Raw genomic sequence first — 16,682 nt, forward strand, 5'->3', positions numbered from 1 at the left:
CACTATCAAAGCGGGCTCAGCGCTAAAAATTAGTTGAACTTTTCAACTTATCGCGTAAAAAATTGACGAAAGTTAATATTCTTTCAAATTTTTTTTGTTATATTTGCCTATTATCGCTATCCTTTGCGCACCCTCAATCTCATTGTTGCTGTTATTTACAATTAAGGCAACTTTGCGATGACCATCTGCAAGGATTGCATAAGTTGCTTTCATGGTAAAGCGACGTCTCACTATACGGAAATTGAAGTTTTTTTTGACCAAGATTAGTGCGCACTCGCAAAGAGTTGAACTATTCTTGAGATTGATTTTCATCCTTAACTGATAAATTGTCAGACGAATAACAGGTAGTCACACATGTCTAAGCTAGTTTTAGTTTTAAACTGCGGTAGTTCTTCTCTTAAATTCGCTATTGTTGATGCAGCAAATGGCGAAGAGCACCTAACAGGTCTTGCTGAATGTCTTCACCTTCCAGAAGCTCGCATCAAGTGGAAACTTGATGGTAAACACGAAGCACAGCTAGGCGACGGTGCAGCACACGACGAAGCACTATCTTTCATCGTTGAAACTATTCTTGCGTCTAAGCCTGAACTAGCAGAGCAACTAAAAGCTGTTGGTCACCGCGTTGTACACGGCGGCGAGAAATTCACTCAGTCAGCTCTAATCACAGACGACGTACTTAAAGGCATCGAAGACTGTGCAACTCTAGCACCTCTTCACAACCCTGCAGCAATCATCGGTATCAAAGCGGCTCAAAAAGCGTTCCCTGGCCTACCAATGTCTGCAGTATTCGACACGGCTTACCACCAAACAATGCCTCAAGAAGCTTACCTATACGCTCTACCGTACAACCTATACAAAGAGCACGGCATCCGTCGTTACGGCATGCACGGTACTTCTCACCTATTCATCGCTCGCGAAACTGCTGAGCGTCTAGGCAAACCTGCTGATGAACTAAACATCATCAACTGTCACCTAGGTAACGGCGCATCTGTATGTGCAATCAAAAACGGTAAGTCTGTAGATACTTCAATGGGTCTAACGCCACTAGAAGGTCTAGTAATGGGTACTCGTTGTGGTGACATCGATCCTGCGATCATCTTCCACCTACACGATGCTCTAGGTTACTCAGTTGAGAAAATCAACACTATGCTAACTAAAGAGTCTGGCCTACAAGGTCTGACTGAAGTGACTTCTGACTGTCGTTTCGTTGAAGACAACTACGGTGACAAAGAAGAAGCAACTCGCGCGATGGATGTATTCTGCCACCGCCTAGCGAAATACGTTGCTGGTTACACTGCAACTCTAGAAGGTCGTCTAGACGCTATCGTATTCACTGGCGGTATCGGTGAAAACTCTGCGCCAATCCGTGAAATGGTTCTTAACCGTCTAGGTGTATTCGGTATCGAAGTTGATGGCGAAGCAAACCTTAAAGCACGTTTCGGCGGCGAAGGCACTATCACTTCTGCAGACAGCCGCATCCCTGCAATGGTTGTTTCTACTAACGAAGAACTTGTTATTGCAGAAGACACAGCTCGTCTAGCTGGTCTTTAATGAATTTTCTGGCTAGCTTCTCGCTAGCCAGTTTTTTTATATCCATATAGTCAAAGGTACTCTCCTAATGTCCCGTACTATTATGCTTATCCCTACCAGCGCAGGCGTTGGTCTAACTAGTGTTAGCATGGGTGTTCTACGCGCTATGGAACGTAAAGGCGTTAAAGTCTCGTTCTACAAGCCAATCGCACAGCCTCGTAGCGGTGCAAACCAACCAGATTTAACATCAACGATCATTGCTGCAAACAGCGACATCATCGTTGGTGAACCAACTCCAATGACCACTGCTGAAACTCTGATCGGTAGTGAGAAAATGGATGTACTTCTTGAGTCTGTTGTTGAGCAATACAACAAAATCAACAAAGAAGCAGAAGTAACGCTAATTGAAGGCTTAGTACCTACTCGTAAGCACCCATTTGCAAACCAGGTGAACGCGGAAATTGCGAAAACACTTGGCGCTGAAATCGTATTTGTAGCGACTCCAGGCACAGACAACCCAGCTCAACTGAAAGAGCGTATTGAGGTTGCATGTTCTAACTTTGGTGGTACCAAGAACAAGAACATCAAAGGCGTAATCATCAACAAGCTAAACGCACCTGTCGATGATGCTGGCCGTACGCGCCCTGACCTATCTGAAATCTTCGATGATGCAGACAGCGCTCAGCAAGCAAACCTTGAAATAATGCAAATCTTCAACTCTAGCCCTATCCGTGTTCTTGGTTGTGTGCCATGGAGCATCGACCTAATTGCAACTCGTGCAATCGATATGGCTAAACACCTTGATGCGGAAATCGTAAACAAAGGTGAAATCGAATCTCGTCGTATTAAGAGCATCACTTTCTGTGCACGTTCTCTACCGCACATGATTGAGCACTTTAAGCCAGGTTCATTGCTAGTAACTTCAGCAGACCGCCCAGACGTAATCGTTGCAGCAGCACTAGCAGCTAAAAACGGTGTAGAGATCGGTGCGATCCTACTGACTGGCGGCTACGACATTCCAGAGCAAATCGTTGACCTATGTAAGCCTGCTTTTGAAACAGGTCTTCCTATCTTCAAAGCTCAAGGCAACACATGGCAAACCTCTCTTAACCTGCAAAGCTTCAACCTAGAAGTTCCTGCAGACGATAAAGAGCGTATCGAGTTTGTAAATGACCACGTTGCAAGCCACATCGATGGCCCTTGGATCGACTCACTATCTGAAGGTACTCAAGGTATTCGCCGTCTAAGTCCACCAGCGTTCCGTTACCAGTTAACTGAGTTTGCTCGTCGTGCAGGCAAGCGTATCGTTCTTCCTGAAGGTGATGAGCCACGTACCGTAAAAGCTGCGTCTATCTGTGCTGAACGCGGTATCGCAACTTGTGTACTTCTAGGTAACCCAGATGAAATCCGTCGCGTTGCAGCACAACAAGGTGTTGAACTAGGCGCGGGTGTTGAGATCATCGATTCAGATTCAGTTCGTGAAAACTACGTAGCTCGCCTAGTTGAACTACGCGGCGCGAAAGGTATGACTGAAGTCGTTGCTCGTGAAAAACTAGAAGACTCAGTATTCCTAGGCACTATGATGCTAGAAGCTGGCGAAGTAGACGGCCTAGTTTCTGGTGCGGTACACACAACAGCGAACACTATCGTTCCTCCATTCCAGATCATTAAGACTGCACCTGATGCGTCTATCGTATCTTCAATCTTCTTCATGCTACTGCCTGATCAAGTATTGGTTTACGGTGACTGTGCAATCAACCCAGATCCAACAGCAGAGCAACTTGCAGAAATCGCTATTCAATCTGCAGATTCTGCAACTGCGTTTGGTATCGACCCTCGCGTTGCTATGATCTCATACTCTACTGGTGAATCAGGTAAAGGTGCAGACGTAGATAAAGTACGTGAAGCAACTAAGATTGCTCAAGAGAAACGTCCAGATCTTGTTATCGACGGTCCTCTTCAGTACGACGCGGCTATCATGGAAAACGTTGCGGCTTCTAAAGCTCCTAATTCTCCAGTAGCAGGTAAAGCGACAGTATTCGTATTCCCAGACCTAAACACGGGTAACACGACTTACAAAGCAGTGCAGCGCAGCGCAGATCTAGTATCTATCGGTCCAATGCTTCAAGGTATGCGTAAGCCAGTAAACGACCTGTCACGCGGCGCTCTAGTCGACGACATCGTTTACACCGTTGCTCTAACCGCTATCCAAGCAGACCAAGCTGAAAAAGCAGAAGAGAAAGTCGTTAACTAATTTCTCTTAGCGATAACCATATTGAGCGGCTAAGCTTGATGCCCTAATATGGAACACTGATGTAAATTAGTAATAAAAAGCCCTAGATTAAATCTAGGGCTTTTTTGTACCTGGTAGAAACAAGTTAGGCAGTACTTACTTATCGCGGCCATGCAGCGAATCTAGGTCAAGCTCCGGCCCTACTGGCACAACTTGAGTTGGGTTAATACCAGTATGACTAAAGTAATAGTGACGCTTAATATGATAAAAATCCGTCGTCTCTTTCACACCCTCAACCTGATAAAGCTCTTTCAAGTAGCCTTGAATATTTGGGTAATCTGCAATGCGCTTTTTATTGCATTTGAAGTGGCCAACATAAACCGCGTCGAAGCGCACTAACGTGGTGAATAGACGCCAATCAGCTTCTGTGATTGTATCGCCTACTAAGTAGCGGCTCGTAGCTAAATGAGAATCTACCTTATCAAGCGCTTCGAATAGCTGTTCATACGCTTCTTCGTAGGCTTCCTGTGTGGTCGCGAAGCCGCATCGATAAACACCGTTATTGATCCGTGGGTAAATGTAGTCGTTCCATTCATCTACTTTAGCTTGCAATGCTTGAGGATAGTAATCGTCATGATTCCCCGTTAACTCGTTAAAGGCTGAGTTAAACATACGGATGATCTCGGAGGATTCGTTACTCACGATAGTCTCGGTTTTCTTGTCCCACAGCACAGGAACAGTAACACGGCCAGTGTAGTCACGCTTCGCTTGAGTATAAATCTGATGCATGCGTGTATGACCATATAACGGCTCAGGAAGCCCCATTTCCCAGCCTTCGCCCATCATGTCTGGGCATACTACGGTAACGTCAATATGATCGGCTAAGCCTTTGAGTTGGCGAAACACCAAAGTACGATGCGCCCATGGGCAAGCTAAGGAAACATAGAGGTGGTAACGCCCCGACTCAGGCTTGTAAGTCGCGTTTGGTGAGTTCTCTATCCAGTTGCGAAAACCTGCGTCTTCTCTTACGAATTTACCACCCGATGTTTTAGTATCGTACCAAACGTCATGCCATACACCTTCAACTAACTTACCCATACTTGTTTCCTCGCTAAGCTCTTCTGATGTCATTCATTATATGAAATGAAGAACAGAGCTTAATGGGCAAAAATTGGCGTTGTTATTCGAAAAATTGGAACAAGTACAGCGTAAGCTAGATACCTGATCAAAAAAGCCTGCTTATTCAAAGCAGGCTTTTTAACTGTTACATCGCTGTGATTAGAAAATCCAATGTGCAATCACTACGATAATTGGCAATGTTACAAGCGTACGTAGTAGGAAGATGGCAACCAGTTCCAAGAAGTTGATTGGCACCTTACTGCTAAGAATAACTGAGCCCGTCTCTGCCATGAAGATAAGCTGCGTTACCGACAGTGCAGCGACAACAAACTTAGTCATGTCTGCATCGATTGTTGATGCAGCTATGATTGAAGGCACATACATATCAGTAAAGCCAACCAACATAGTTTGCGCTGCTGCCTGTGCATCCGGCACGTTCAACGCTTCTAATAGCGGAACAAACGGCGCGCCTAGCATTGAGAACAGTGGTGTTGTTTCTGCAACAACCAAGCCTAATGTGCCCACAGCCATTACTACAGGAAGCACTGACAGAACCATATCGAGTGCGTTGTGAATGCCTTCTTTTGCTACTGAACCCAAGCTTTTTACTTGATTGGCTCTTTTCAGCGCAAGGTTCAAACCAAAGCCCATTGTAGATTGACCTTCAGGTACCAACTCGTCATCACGGTTTGGTTTCGTGCCATCGATGTATAAGTCTTTCTTGTAAGACAGAGGTGGCAGGAATTGAATGACCATAGCTGCAAACACGCCTGACAAACAAATCGCAAAGTAGAATGGAACAAAGTAGTTTTGTAGGCCAACTTGCGTCAGCACAACCAGCGAGAATGAAATACCTACAGGTGAGAACATGGTCGCAATGACCGCCGCTTCACGAGCAGTGTACTTTTTGTCTTCGTACTGTTTACTGGTCAGAATAACCCCTACCGTACCGTCACCTAACCATGAAGACATACAGTCAATCGCCGCACGTCCTGGTAGACGGAAAACTGGGCGCATGAATTTACTCAGCATGGTGCCAAGTAACTCTAATAGACCAAAGTTCAAAAGCAGTGGAAGAAGAAGACCTGCAAAAAAGAATGTCACAAAAAGCGAAGGTAAAAGGTCATTCAGAACTAGGCCACCTGTGTTGCCATTCCAGATCATTTCTGGACCAACTTGATGCAGTGCAACCAACGTAAATACTGCGCCTAACACACGGATGGTTAGCCAGACAGGCGTCAGGACAAACAGTCTGGTCATCAATGCTGAGTTTTGAACAAATGCAGGTTTGAATAAAGTTGCAGCTAGTGAAGCAACTGCTGAAAAACAAATAACTGCTGTTACCGTTGGTAAAATTGCGTCACCAAGGATACCTTTGAAACCTTTAGCAAGTAATGCTAACAGAAAGGTAAAGTTTCCGTCGATCGTTAGTGGTGCAAGAAAGAAAAACAAGCCAAGCAATGATGGAATGGCAAACATCAGCACATTCCGGCTCGTTTTGTGGTTGTCTTGGGTAAGAACTGTTTCGCTCATCTGACTACTCCCTAGATGATTTAAATTTCACATATAGTGAATAACTTTTCTTTTGCGAGATTATATCGACAAAAAAATCACACACAAGCAAAATTTGTATATTTATTCACTTAAACAGCATTTAAATACAAAATATAAAGCTAAAACTCGATAAGCTATTGATTGGAGTAGAATTCAAAATCTGAGCGGCATGTATCCCGATGACAAGACAAATAAAAAAGCGCGCCGATTGGCGCGCTTTATGCGGTTTCATTTGAGTAGTGACTACACTTCTACATGTAAACAAGACACCGCGTGAACATCGGAACCTTGAATCGATGGTTTAGTTTGGGCACACGCTTCAGTCGCTTGCGGACAACGAGTACGGAACACACAACCAGATGGAGGGCTGATTGGCGACGGTAAGTCACCTTCTAGCATTTCAATCTTCTTGTTACGCTCTAAGTTCGGATCAGGGATCGGAACCGCCGACATCAGTGCACGTGTATACGGATGCTTAGGGTCGGCGAACAGTGCTTCGGCTTCACCGAGCTCTACCGCATTACCCAAGTACATAACCAGAACACGGTCAGAAATATGCTTGACCACCGATAGGTCGTGGGCAATAAACACTAGGCTAAGACCTAGCTCTTTCTGTAGCTCTTTAAGTAAGTTCACTACCTGAGCTTGAATCGATACATCCAATGCAGATACTGGCTCGTCACAGATGATCATCTTCGGCTTTAGAATAAGCGCGCGTGCAATACCGATACGCTGACACTGACCACCAGAAAACTCATGCGGGTAACGGTTAATCACGTTTGGTAACAAACCTACCTTCGCCATCATTTCTTTAACGCGAGATTTCACTTCGTCTTTAGATAATTCTGGATAGAAGGTTTCCAAAGGTTCGGCAATGATATCGCCGACCGTCATACGCGGGTTAAGTGACGCTAGAGGGTCTTGGAAGATCATCTGAATCTCTTTGCGAGTTTCGCGACGTTTTACTTCTTCCATCTTGGTTAAGTCTTGACCGAGCCATACAACTTCACCGTCGGTAGATTCCACCAAGCCGATGATTGCACGGGCGAACGTTGACTTACCACAACCCGACTCACCTACTACACCCAATGTTTCGCCTTCATAAAGTCGAACATTAACGCCATCCACCGCTTTAAGATTGGCAGGTTTCGCCCAAGGCCACGCAGATTTAGACGCAATACTAAAGTGGACTTTGAGATCTTTTACATCCAGCAGTAAAGATTTATTCATGCTCATCGTTTCCAAGCCTCCCAATCAGAAAAACATGCACGCTGACGTCCGTCTCCGAATGGAGTCAGGATCGGCGTTTCACTCTTACAACGGTCTGTTACACGGTGGCAACGCTCTTGATAAGGGCAGCCAGGTGGTAAGCGAAGTAAGTTTGGTGGGTTACCAGGAATTGTTGGCAGAATTTCGCCTTCAGTATCCAGGCGAGGAATCGCTTTCAGTAGGCCCTCTGCATATGGGTGGCTTGGCTGATAGAAGATTTCATCAACCGTACCGTACTCCATCGTTCGGCCTGCATACATAACCAATACTTTGTCACATGAACCCGCAACAACACCTAAGTCGTGCGTAATCATGATGATCGCTGTATTGAACTCTTGCTTAAGCTCATTCAGTAGATCCATGATCTGAGCCTGAACTGTTACATCCAATGCCGTTGTCGGCTCATCTGCAATCAGCAGTTTAGGACGACACAGCAGCGCCATTGCAATCATTACACGCTGACGCATACCGCCCGAGAATTCGTGCGGATACATAGTAATACGCTTGCGAGCTTCAGGAATCTTTACCGCTTCAAGCATACGGACCGATTCTTCGAATGCTGCCGCTTTACCCATGCCCTTATGCAGCATAAGTACTTCCATCAATTGGTCACTCACCTTCATGTAAGGGTTAAGTGACGTCATTGGATCTTGGAAGATCATCGCAATCTGTTCAGCACGGACTTTGTTTAAAGCATATTCTGGAAGGTTCAGGATTTCATTACCTTCAAACTTCGCACTGCCGGAAATAATACCGTTTTTAGCCAATAGGCCCATGATTGCGAATACTGTTTGAGATTTACCCGAACCCGACTCCCCTACAATACCCAAGGTTTCGCCTTGGTTTAGAGAGAAGTTCAAATCGTTTACCGCGGTGACGATACCATCTTGAGTGGTGAACTCGACTCGCAGATCTTTGACATCTAATAGACTCATCATTGCTTCCTTATTTTTATAGCTTTAATTATCGGTCTTTAGGGTCAAGCGCATCGCGCAAGCCATCACCAACGTAGTTGAAGCAGAATAGAGTCACGACCATAAAGGCTGCTGGGAAAGCCAATTGCCAAATAGCTATTTCCATCGTTTGTGACCCTTCTTGCAGTAGAGCACCCCAACTCGTCATCGGCTCTTGAACACCTAGACCAAGGAATGAAAGGAAGGATTCAGTCAGAATCATGCTTGGGATAAGCAGCGTTGAGTAAACCGCAACAATACCCAATACGTTTGGAACAATGTGGCGAGTAATGATCTTCCACTTGCTTACACCGCTCACGTGTGCCGCTTCGATAAACTCTTTGCTACGTAGGCTCAGCGTTTGGCCACGTACGATACGTGCCATATCGAGCCAAGCAATGGCACCAATCGCCACGAAGATAAGAATGATGTTACGGCCAAAGAAAGTGACCAATACGATAACCAGGAACATGAATGGTACCGCATAAAGGATTTCCAATACACGCATCATCAAGCGGTCAACTTTACCGCCAATAAAACCAGACGTAGCACCGTAGAGCGTACCAATCAGAACGGCTACTAAGGCACCTAGGATACCCACCATTAATGAAATTCGACCGCCAATCAAGGTACGAACGTAAAGGTCACGCCCGAGGCTGTCGGTACCAAACCAGTGCTCAGCGCTTGGCCCAACGTGCATCGCATACCAGTCAGTATCGTCGAAGGTGTAAGGCGCAACCATTGGCAAAAACACAACAGCCAAGGTCATAATGAAAAGGATAAACAAGCTCACCATCGCCGCTTTGTTACGCATGAAGCGAATGCGGGCGTCTTGCCATAAACTACGACCTTCAATCTCAAGATTTTCTGAGAACTTTTCGATCGCTTCTAGATTCTCTTTTTTCGTTAACATAACGATACTTCCCTGTTAGTAACGGATTTTCGGATCAATCAGCGCTAGCAAGATATCAACGACAGCGTTGAAAAGGATGAATAGGAAACCAATTAGAATGGTGATCCCCATTACTAGCGAATAGTCACGGTTGAATGCAGCGTTAACGAACAGCTTACCGATACCTGGTAAACCAAAAATTGTTTCGATAACCACAGAGCCGGTAATGATACCTACGAATGCAGGGCCCATGTACGACACAACAGGTAGCAACGCAGGTTTCAGCGCATGCTTTAGAATGATGTAACGGTAGCTCAAGCCTTTTGCGCGAGCGGTGCGGATAAAGTTACTGTTTAGAGTTTCGATCATTGAACCACGCGTGATACGCGCAAAGGTCGCAATGTATAGGAACGACATACCAAGAACCGGTAACACCATGTATTCAATTGCACCGCCATTCCAACCACCTGCTGGGAACCACCCCAGGCCGATTGAGAATATGTAGATCAGAACGGGGGAGAAAACAAAGGAGGGCAATACCACCCCTATCATGGATGTCGACATCACCGAATAGTCGAGCCACGTATTCTGTTTGAGTGCGGCGAGCGTCCCGACGGCCACACCAACCACAACGGTAAAGATGAACGCGTAAAAGCCAACTTTTGCTGATACAGGCAGCGCTTCAGACACTAGCTCATTTACTGTGTAGTCTTTGTATTTGAATGATGGACCAAAATCACCTTGCAAGATATTGCCTAAGTAGGTGGTGTATTGTTCGAAAAGAGGCTTGTCCAAGCCGTATTTCTCATTGATATTCTGCATTACTTCAGGCGGCAAAGTTTTTTCAGAAGAAAATGGGTTACCTGGAGCAAAACGCATAAGGAAAAACGAAACGGTTATCAGGACAAGTAAGGTTGGAATTGCTTCCACAATACGAGTAAAAATTAACTTCAACATAATGCATCTCACATCTAAAAAATAATGCACCCATAGCGCAAGCTACGGGCGCATTGTTATCTACTTCAAACTATTATTTTTGAATGATGTACATATCTTTTGAGTAGATATTGTCCTGAGGGTTTTGATCAGGGTAACCACCTAGTTCAGTGCTCACTAGACGCGGCTGAACGTATTGGTAAATTGGCGCGATAGGCATGTCTTGCGCAAGCTGAGCTTCAGCAATTGCGTAGTACTTGTTACGCTCGTCTTCCGACTTCGCCACTTTAACCGCGTCGTTCATCGCTTTGTCGAACACGTCGCTTGAGTATTTCTGATCGTTTGAACCGTTCTCAGTCATAGCAATCGCTAGGAATGTAGATGCTTCGTTGTAGTCCGCACACCAGCCAGCACGACGAACATCAAAGTTGCCTTGCTTAGAGCTGTCTAGGTACGTTTTCCACTCTTGGTTTTCTAGCTTAACGTTTACGAATCCACCTAGAGATTTCTTCCACATAGATTGAACCGCTACTGCGATTTTCTTGTGGTTCTCTGAAGTGTTGTAAAGAAGTGTGAAATCAAGTGGTTTGCCTTGACCAAAGCCCGCTTCTTCTAGCAGTTCTTTCGCCTTAGCGATACGCTCTTTCTGTGAAAGTGCTGCGTATTCTGGTGTTTCAGGAGCAAAACCTGTGATACCACTGTGAGTCAGTGCGTAAGCTGGTTTTTGACCTTGGCCAAGAATCGCTTTGGTGATGATGTCGCGGTCGATTGAGTAAGACAGTGCTTTACGTACGCGAACATCGTCGAATGGAGGACGCTGTGTGTTGAAACCGTAGTAGTAAGTACATAGGTTTGGTGAAACCACAACGTTATCTGCGTAATCTTTCGTTAGACGGCGGAATTGCTCGTTTGGCACTTCGTAAGTCAGGTGGATTTCACCTGATAGGAAGCGGTTCATTTCCGCGTTTTGGTTTTCGATAGGTAGGAACGTTACTTTGTCGATAACTGTGTCTTTGTTATCCCAGTAGTTTTCGTTACGCTCAAGAACGATCTTCTCGTTTACTACCCAATCAGACAGTACGTAAGCACCGTTACCAACAAAGTTACCAGGCTTAGTCCAGTTGCTGCCGAATTTCTCAACTGTTGCTTTGTGCACTGGGTACATTGTTGTGTGTGCCATCATCTTAACAAAGTAAGGTAGTGGGACTTCTGTTTCTAGAACAAGTGTGTGGTCATCAACCGCTTTAACACCCAACTCACTTACATCTTTCTTACCTGCAATGATGTCTTTCGCGTTCTTCATCTTGGTGTATTCGATGTACCAAGCGTATGGAGAAGCTGTCGCTGGATCCGCTGCACGCTTGAAGCTGTATTCGAAGTCGTACGCTGTTACAGGATCGCCGTTAGACCATTTTGCATCTTTACGGATTTTGAAAGTAAATGTTTGGTTGTCTTCTGTAGTCCAAGATTCTGCCGCACCTGGAATCGTGTTACCTGGGCCATCTTGAATAACTAGGCCTTCCATTAGGTCACGAAGCACGTGTGATTCTGGCACACCTTCTACTTTATGTGGGTCAAGAGACGCAACTTCAGTACCGTTACCACGAACGAGTTCTTGAACTTTTGCCAATTGAGTACCAGCTGGAACTTCAGCTGCTAGAGTTGTTGTAGAGGTGGCAGCCACTGCCAAACCAGCCCCTAGAAGTAGGGCTTGAGTGATTTTATTCTTGTACATGCATTAAACTCCAAGTTTTATGTTTTGCATCCATGACTTCTCTGCAAGGTCACTAGAACGGACAGTGATTTAGGTTTTTTTAGCTCAAAAATTAAGCATAAAACTCTAAAACCTTACAAAGATTGCGGCACACATTAGCAATCATCGAAGTAATTTGCCATAAAAACGCGGCAAAAAATCTTATAATTCTCCGATAACCACTCAAAACCAATCGAATTCACCAACAAAAAGATAAATTATGGTGAAACAATGTAAGAAAGAACTTACAAGTTAGCGGTTAGTGCCAAATAATCTAACATGACACACTTTTGCAGCATCTTATGCTAGAAACTAACCAAGAATTTAACATTTACGACATGACAGGTCTAATAATTACTCATGAATGACTTATCGGAGCTGTCAATTTGTGAAGGCAATCACCAACCAATATCATCAAAAATTAGAGTAATTTATCCGCCTAATCGACTGCTTATTCACATACAATGAGTGAATAATCCATATCAGCATTTAATAGAATACGGCAGAATATCCTACTGGCCTATGCTCACCTATACATATCGACAAGATCGTCACTGAATGGTTATTTAAACGCTTTTTGCCCGACTCACCTCGATTAACCAACACCGGATAACCGCCAAAAGTTGAAGTAGTCACACACTTCTCACAATTAATACCTAGTGAATCGACACAGCGCAGTCACTCCCTCTCTGTTCAGCGGACATAAAAAAGCTCCTTGAAGGAGCCTGACTAACGACTAGTGATTTACTTAACCGTCATTTCCGGAGATATCTTTCCATCCATGACTGGCTGACTTACTCCGTAATAGCGCATTGTAAAACTGAAGTCCTGCCCTTTCGTATCAATGTTATTCACCGCTTGTTCGCCACAGTTGAATGATACCGTTACTGTCCCATCTGCATTTGTTGACCAAGTATGCGAATTGACATTGGTGACACCCTCAATGAGGTAGCGTGTATTGTCATAAGCGGTAACTGATGTGAAGTACTTCGATTTTGGATCGTCAAAGGTCGTGGTTAAGCATTTCCCTCCATCAAGCATGACAGAGTTAGTATATTTGTTTGCCACACCGACTTCCGGCGACGAACCACCCCAACCGTTGGCATTCTCCAAGTTCCATTGATGACGATCGGTAATCTCGTTCGATGTTCTTGGGAAAGTATATTCGAACACTTCACCCTGTGTTTCTTCGGTGAGGCGTGCCGTCCACTCTTCTACTTTATCGTAGTCATAGTTCTGGATGGTATAAGAGCCAAACTTAAATGAGTCATCCTGATAGAGATCTTGTGTTTGACGCGCGACATCCAACCCTTTTTCCATACCCGTTCGGTAAATCAAAAACACGTAATCAGTTTCTACAGGTAAATCATAACGCCCAGCGCCCACAACATAATGTTGTCCGTGACCTCCTTCCGTTACCACTTGAACCGCAGAGTAGACCTCCGTTTTTGGCAAGTCGAACTGGACTCGACCATCAATAGTTTGAGCCACCACCACTGAGTAGAGCGTGTCATCATTCATTTGAACGGTTGGCGCTTTGTTCCCTCTTGGTGGCAAGTTGCGCATATGAGTAATTTGTTGGTTGGCTCCAAGCGCTACCCAGTTACGGTAGTTACGCGCTGTTTCAGCATGTGCGTAGTTTTGGTCTGTAATTTCGATAGTGTCCGCAGCCAGAATTGGTGAAGAAGCAAGCATGCTAGCTGTAAGTAGTGAAGCTGCGATTAGTGTCTTTTTTAACATGAGATTACCTTTACGTAGTTAATCTAGATAATGTGTAACGTACCACCTGCTGAATTAGGTGGTACGTTATTCGTGGACTTTCGTTATTACTTCACTTCTACGAAGTCACTTGGTTTCCAAGATTTATCGAACCATTCCTGCTTAGGTCCGTATACTCGGAAAATAACGTTGTAGCCTTTGCCGTCAACAGTTTGAACCCAGTTGCCTTCGTGGCCTTCGTGGCCTTCGTGGCCTTCGTGGCCTTCTGGCGCTTCAGGTGCAAAGTGGACAGTGATTGAACCATCTTTGTTTTTAACAACGTTTTTGTTCAACCCGTCAAGCCCAGCACTTACTTGGTCTGTGGCAAGCATTGAACGTGTTTGGTTGTCATAAACCATAAACGACCAAAACTTAGTCACAGGTACATTTGCGGGTAGTGTCACCGTGTAATGCTTAGAACCATCCAGTAGGTTTTCTTCGATATCACGGGTCGCAAGTAAATAGTCGGAACCCTTACCAACACTTTTCGTCACCATATCCGGCGTAATCCCTGTTGCCATAAAGTGGAACATGGCACGGTCGTCAGCATTAATCACACCACTTGCATCTTTGAATTCATGCCCATTGATGAGTGGAGTAAACCAATGACGATCATCATACGTTTTCACGGATTCATCCGGATGAAAGTAGAAACTACGCGCTTCAGCTGTCGCGATCTTGGCGGCTTCTTCTAATATACGTGCCATACGAGCATCAGGTTTAAACGCTTTACCTTTTTCTATGCCTAAACGTTGAGCCAGTGATAGCCACTCTGGATCAAAAATTTCGCTCGGTTCGTACTGAATTAAGGTATTGATCTCGTCATAAAACTCTTCGTTCATCGCGTGAACCGTGTTGTATTTCACATCGGTAATATTGATGAACTCCGTGTTGTTGCTCTTGCCGTATGGATAAAGCTTCATTGTTTCTTTCAGTTTTTGCACATCTTGCTCAACAGAGTTCGGCGTAGTGACGATTCTTACTAATAGCCAATGCTGATACCCGTCTGTTTTTACGTGAATGTAACCGTCTGGAAGTTCACCTTGGTATGAAGAATGGTAGAAGAAATATTTACCACCTTTACCTTGGTCCTCGGGGTGTGTTACCCCCACTCTCGAGGTGAATTGAAACGCCGCGTTATCCACCAGCCCCAATATAGGTGTGCCAACCTCTAACACTACTGGACCATTCTTTACGTCAATTTCCGATGTTACATATGGCGTAGTTGTATTCGCGGTTAACCAAATGCTATTTGCGTTGAGCATGCCTTCCGAAATACCAATGGTCTGATTCGGCTTCATGCCTATGCTTTCATGCCCTTGAAGTAGCCCCTGAATCGACGCAACAGGAATACCCGATAGAAAGACGCGCACTGCGTCGGCAGTGTCGACAAAGTCGCTCGCTTTCGTAGACGCTTCTAAAGAGGGAGCGCCATCGACATAGTTCAGTTCGCCAAGGTATTTTGACTCGACGTGATTTGGCGTAACAATGGAGCTTGGGATATGAGAAGAAAGATCGGAATTGCTGGCTAGTGCATTAGCACTCAAAGACATACATCCAATAACGGCCAAGCTAATAAGTTTCAGTTTGCTATTTACCACGAAGGTCTCCTAAACACAGTGAAGTAACTTGTTCAAAGAATACCCAACGCCTCAATTTGCATCCAACGACTTATAATCATAGTATATTATTACCAAAACGAATAATTTAGCATTTCAATGACCAACGAAACGGCGCAGCAACTCTCACGAGTCGACCTGAACCTTCTAGTGACTTTAGATGTATTACTGAGAGAAAAGAATGTCACTCGCGCAGCTGAGACACTACACCTATCCCAATCTGCTTTGAGCAGAGCCTTAAAGCGGCTGCGTACAACCTTTGACGATCCACTCTTCACTCGAGTTGCAAGTGGGTTAGTACCGACACCAAAAGCACTACAGTTGGAAACTCAACTGCGAAACGTTTTGCCTTCGTTGCGCACTATTTTTTCAGAGCAATCATTCATTCCCAAAGAATGTAAACTCACATTTTCTATTTCATTACCTACCTTTATCTCAAGCGCTTTAATGCCTAGCCTGATGCGTCGACTATCTTGTGACGCACCCTTGGTCAATATCGTCGAGCAGCCAGCAAAAGCTAATCCATTCACCGCCATAGACCAAGGGCAAATCGACTTCGCTTTTCATTACTCAGCATCGAATACTAAGCGCTTTATTTCTCAGGAGGTGGGCACCCTATTCCCACAATTATTTGTTAGAAAAGGCCATCCTCTAACAAAAGAGAACCAAGTTAATATCGAACGTATCCTACAGTTCCCATTACTCGGCATGTTGGTGGAACAAGATCAAACGCACTCGTTCAGTGCGCCCATTCAAAAGCTGTATGAAGACTTTATGCTCAAGAGCCAGCCTAAACTTAGAAGCTCTCAAACACAGATTTTGCTCGATAGGATGTGTGAATCCGACTCTGTGCTGTTCGGTACCAACACCATTCAAGCATTACCCGGATTCAATACCAATTTTCAGCTGATCTATACATTAGAACATGAGGAAAGGTACAACGTAGCTTTACATTTAGTACAACACGAGCGAACGCAGCACAGTCAAGCGCATCAGTGGTTTGCGGGAGTGATGCTAGAACACTTACAAAAAGCTCTTAGCACCCACCGTTAAACTCTTCAGAAAA

Annotated in this window: 12 protein-coding genes; 3 read left to right on the forward strand and 9 right to left on the reverse strand. The window is 44.8% G+C overall.

Going from position 1 to position 16,682, the window contains the following annotated elements:
• The first annotated feature begins 354 nt into the window (after positions 1–354).
• Positions 355–1,551, forward strand: a complete 1,197-nt coding sequence (locus tag ACXABW_RS09650; RefSeq protein WP_252027595.1) for an acetate kinase — start codon at positions 355–357, stop codon at positions 1,549–1,551.
• Between the two features lie 67 nt (positions 1,552–1,618).
• On the forward strand, positions 1,619–3,784 hold the full coding sequence (gene pta, locus ACXABW_RS09655) for a phosphate acetyltransferase (protein WP_457522416.1): 2,166 nt from the start codon (positions 1,619–1,621) through the stop codon (positions 3,782–3,784).
• Between the two features lie 135 nt (positions 3,785–3,919).
• On the opposite strand, the gene ACXABW_RS09660 is transcribed toward pta, so the two are convergent.
• The 9 genes from ACXABW_RS09660 to ACXABW_RS09700 form a co-directional block, all read right to left on the reverse strand.
• Complete coding sequence (locus ACXABW_RS09660) at positions 3,920–4,861, reverse strand: glutathione S-transferase family protein (RefSeq protein WP_457522418.1); 942 nt, start codon at positions 4,859–4,861, stop codon at positions 3,920–3,922.
• Between the two features lie 180 nt (positions 4,862–5,041).
• Positions 5,042–6,415: a YjiH family protein gene (locus tag ACXABW_RS09665; protein WP_457522419.1), complete on the reverse strand. Its 1,374-nt coding sequence runs from the start codon at positions 6,413–6,415 to the stop codon at positions 5,042–5,044.
• A gap of 264 nt (positions 6,416–6,679) precedes the next feature.
• Positions 6,680–7,672 (reverse strand): murein tripeptide/oligopeptide ABC transporter ATP binding protein OppF, encoded by a 993-nt coding sequence (oppF, locus tag ACXABW_RS09670; protein ID WP_279348527.1) that lies wholly within the window; start codon positions 7,670–7,672, stop codon positions 6,680–6,682.
• On the reverse strand, positions 7,669–8,640 hold the full coding sequence (gene oppD, locus ACXABW_RS09675; RefSeq protein ID WP_457522420.1) for an oligopeptide ABC transporter ATP-binding protein OppD: 972 nt from the start codon (positions 8,638–8,640) through the stop codon (positions 7,669–7,671). Before oppD ends, oppF begins: the two co-directional genes overlap by 4 nt.
• Positions 8,641–8,668: 28 nt before the next feature.
• The gene (oppC, locus tag ACXABW_RS09680; RefSeq protein WP_252027600.1) at positions 8,669–9,571 is read right to left on the reverse strand and encodes an oligopeptide ABC transporter permease OppC; all 903 of its coding nucleotides are present in this window, start codon (positions 9,569–9,571) and stop codon (positions 8,669–8,671) included.
• A 15-nt stretch (positions 9,572–9,586) separates the two neighbouring features.
• Complete coding sequence (gene oppB / locus ACXABW_RS09685) at positions 9,587–10,507, reverse strand: oligopeptide ABC transporter permease OppB (protein WP_252027601.1); 921 nt, start codon at positions 10,505–10,507, stop codon at positions 9,587–9,589.
• Between the two features lie 73 nt (positions 10,508–10,580).
• Positions 10,581–12,221 (reverse strand): ABC transporter substrate-binding protein, encoded by a 1,641-nt coding sequence (locus ACXABW_RS09690; RefSeq protein WP_252027602.1) that lies wholly within the window; start codon positions 12,219–12,221, stop codon positions 10,581–10,583.
• Positions 12,222–12,983: 762 nt separating this feature from the next.
• A complete protein-coding gene (locus ACXABW_RS09695; RefSeq protein ID WP_457522421.1) occupies positions 12,984–13,979 on the reverse strand; it encodes a DUF1214 domain-containing protein in 996 nt (331 codons plus the stop codon).
• Positions 13,980–14,065: 86 nt separating this feature from the next.
• Positions 14,066–15,598, reverse strand: a complete 1,533-nt coding sequence (locus ACXABW_RS09700) for a DUF1254 domain-containing protein (RefSeq protein WP_457522422.1) — start codon at positions 15,596–15,598, stop codon at positions 14,066–14,068.
• 117 nt (positions 15,599–15,715) lie between these two features.
• Here ACXABW_RS09700 and ACXABW_RS09705 point away from each other — a divergent pair, with 117 nt between their 5' ends.
• Complete coding sequence (locus ACXABW_RS09705; protein WP_457522423.1) at positions 15,716–16,669, forward strand: LysR family transcriptional regulator; 954 nt, start codon at positions 15,716–15,718, stop codon at positions 16,667–16,669.
• The last annotated feature ends 13 nt before the right edge of the window (positions 16,670–16,682 follow it).

Source organism: Vibrio paucivorans, from assembly GCF_054053395.1.

Bases quoted from the DNA above. Each gene is read 5' to 3' on its own strand.
- ACXABW_RS09650 (WP_252027595.1), top strand. From the start codon at position 355: ATGTCTAAGCTAGTTTTAGTTTTAAACTGCGGTAGTTCTTCTCTTAAA.
- pta (WP_457522416.1), top strand. From the start codon at position 1,619: ATGTCCCGTACTATTATGCTTATCCCTACCAGCGCAGGCGTTGGTCTA.
- ACXABW_RS09660 (WP_457522418.1), bottom strand. From the start codon at position 4,861: ATGGGTAAGTTAGTTGAAGGTGTATGGCATGACGTTTGGTACGATACT.
- ACXABW_RS09665 (WP_457522419.1), bottom strand. From the start codon at position 6,415: ATGAGCGAAACAGTTCTTACCCAAGACAACCACAAAACGAGCCGGAAT.
- oppF (WP_279348527.1), bottom strand. From the start codon at position 7,672: ATGAGCATGAATAAATCTTTACTGCTGGATGTAAAAGATCTCAAAGTC.
- oppD (WP_457522420.1), bottom strand. From the start codon at position 8,640: ATGAGTCTATTAGATGTCAAAGATCTGCGAGTCGAGTTCACCACTCAA.
- oppC (WP_252027600.1), bottom strand. From the start codon at position 9,571: ATGTTAACGAAAAAAGAGAATCTAGAAGCGATCGAAAAGTTCTCAGAA.
- oppB (WP_252027601.1), bottom strand. From the start codon at position 10,507: ATGTTGAAGTTAATTTTTACTCGTATTGTGGAAGCAATTCCAACCTTA.
- ACXABW_RS09690 (WP_252027602.1), bottom strand. From the start codon at position 12,221: ATGTACAAGAATAAAATCACTCAAGCCCTACTTCTAGGGGCTGGTTTG.
- ACXABW_RS09695 (WP_457522421.1), bottom strand. From the start codon at position 13,979: ATGTTAAAAAAGACACTAATCGCAGCTTCACTACTTACAGCTAGCATG.
- ACXABW_RS09705 (WP_457522423.1), top strand. From the start codon at position 15,716: ATGACCAACGAAACGGCGCAGCAACTCTCACGAGTCGACCTGAACCTT.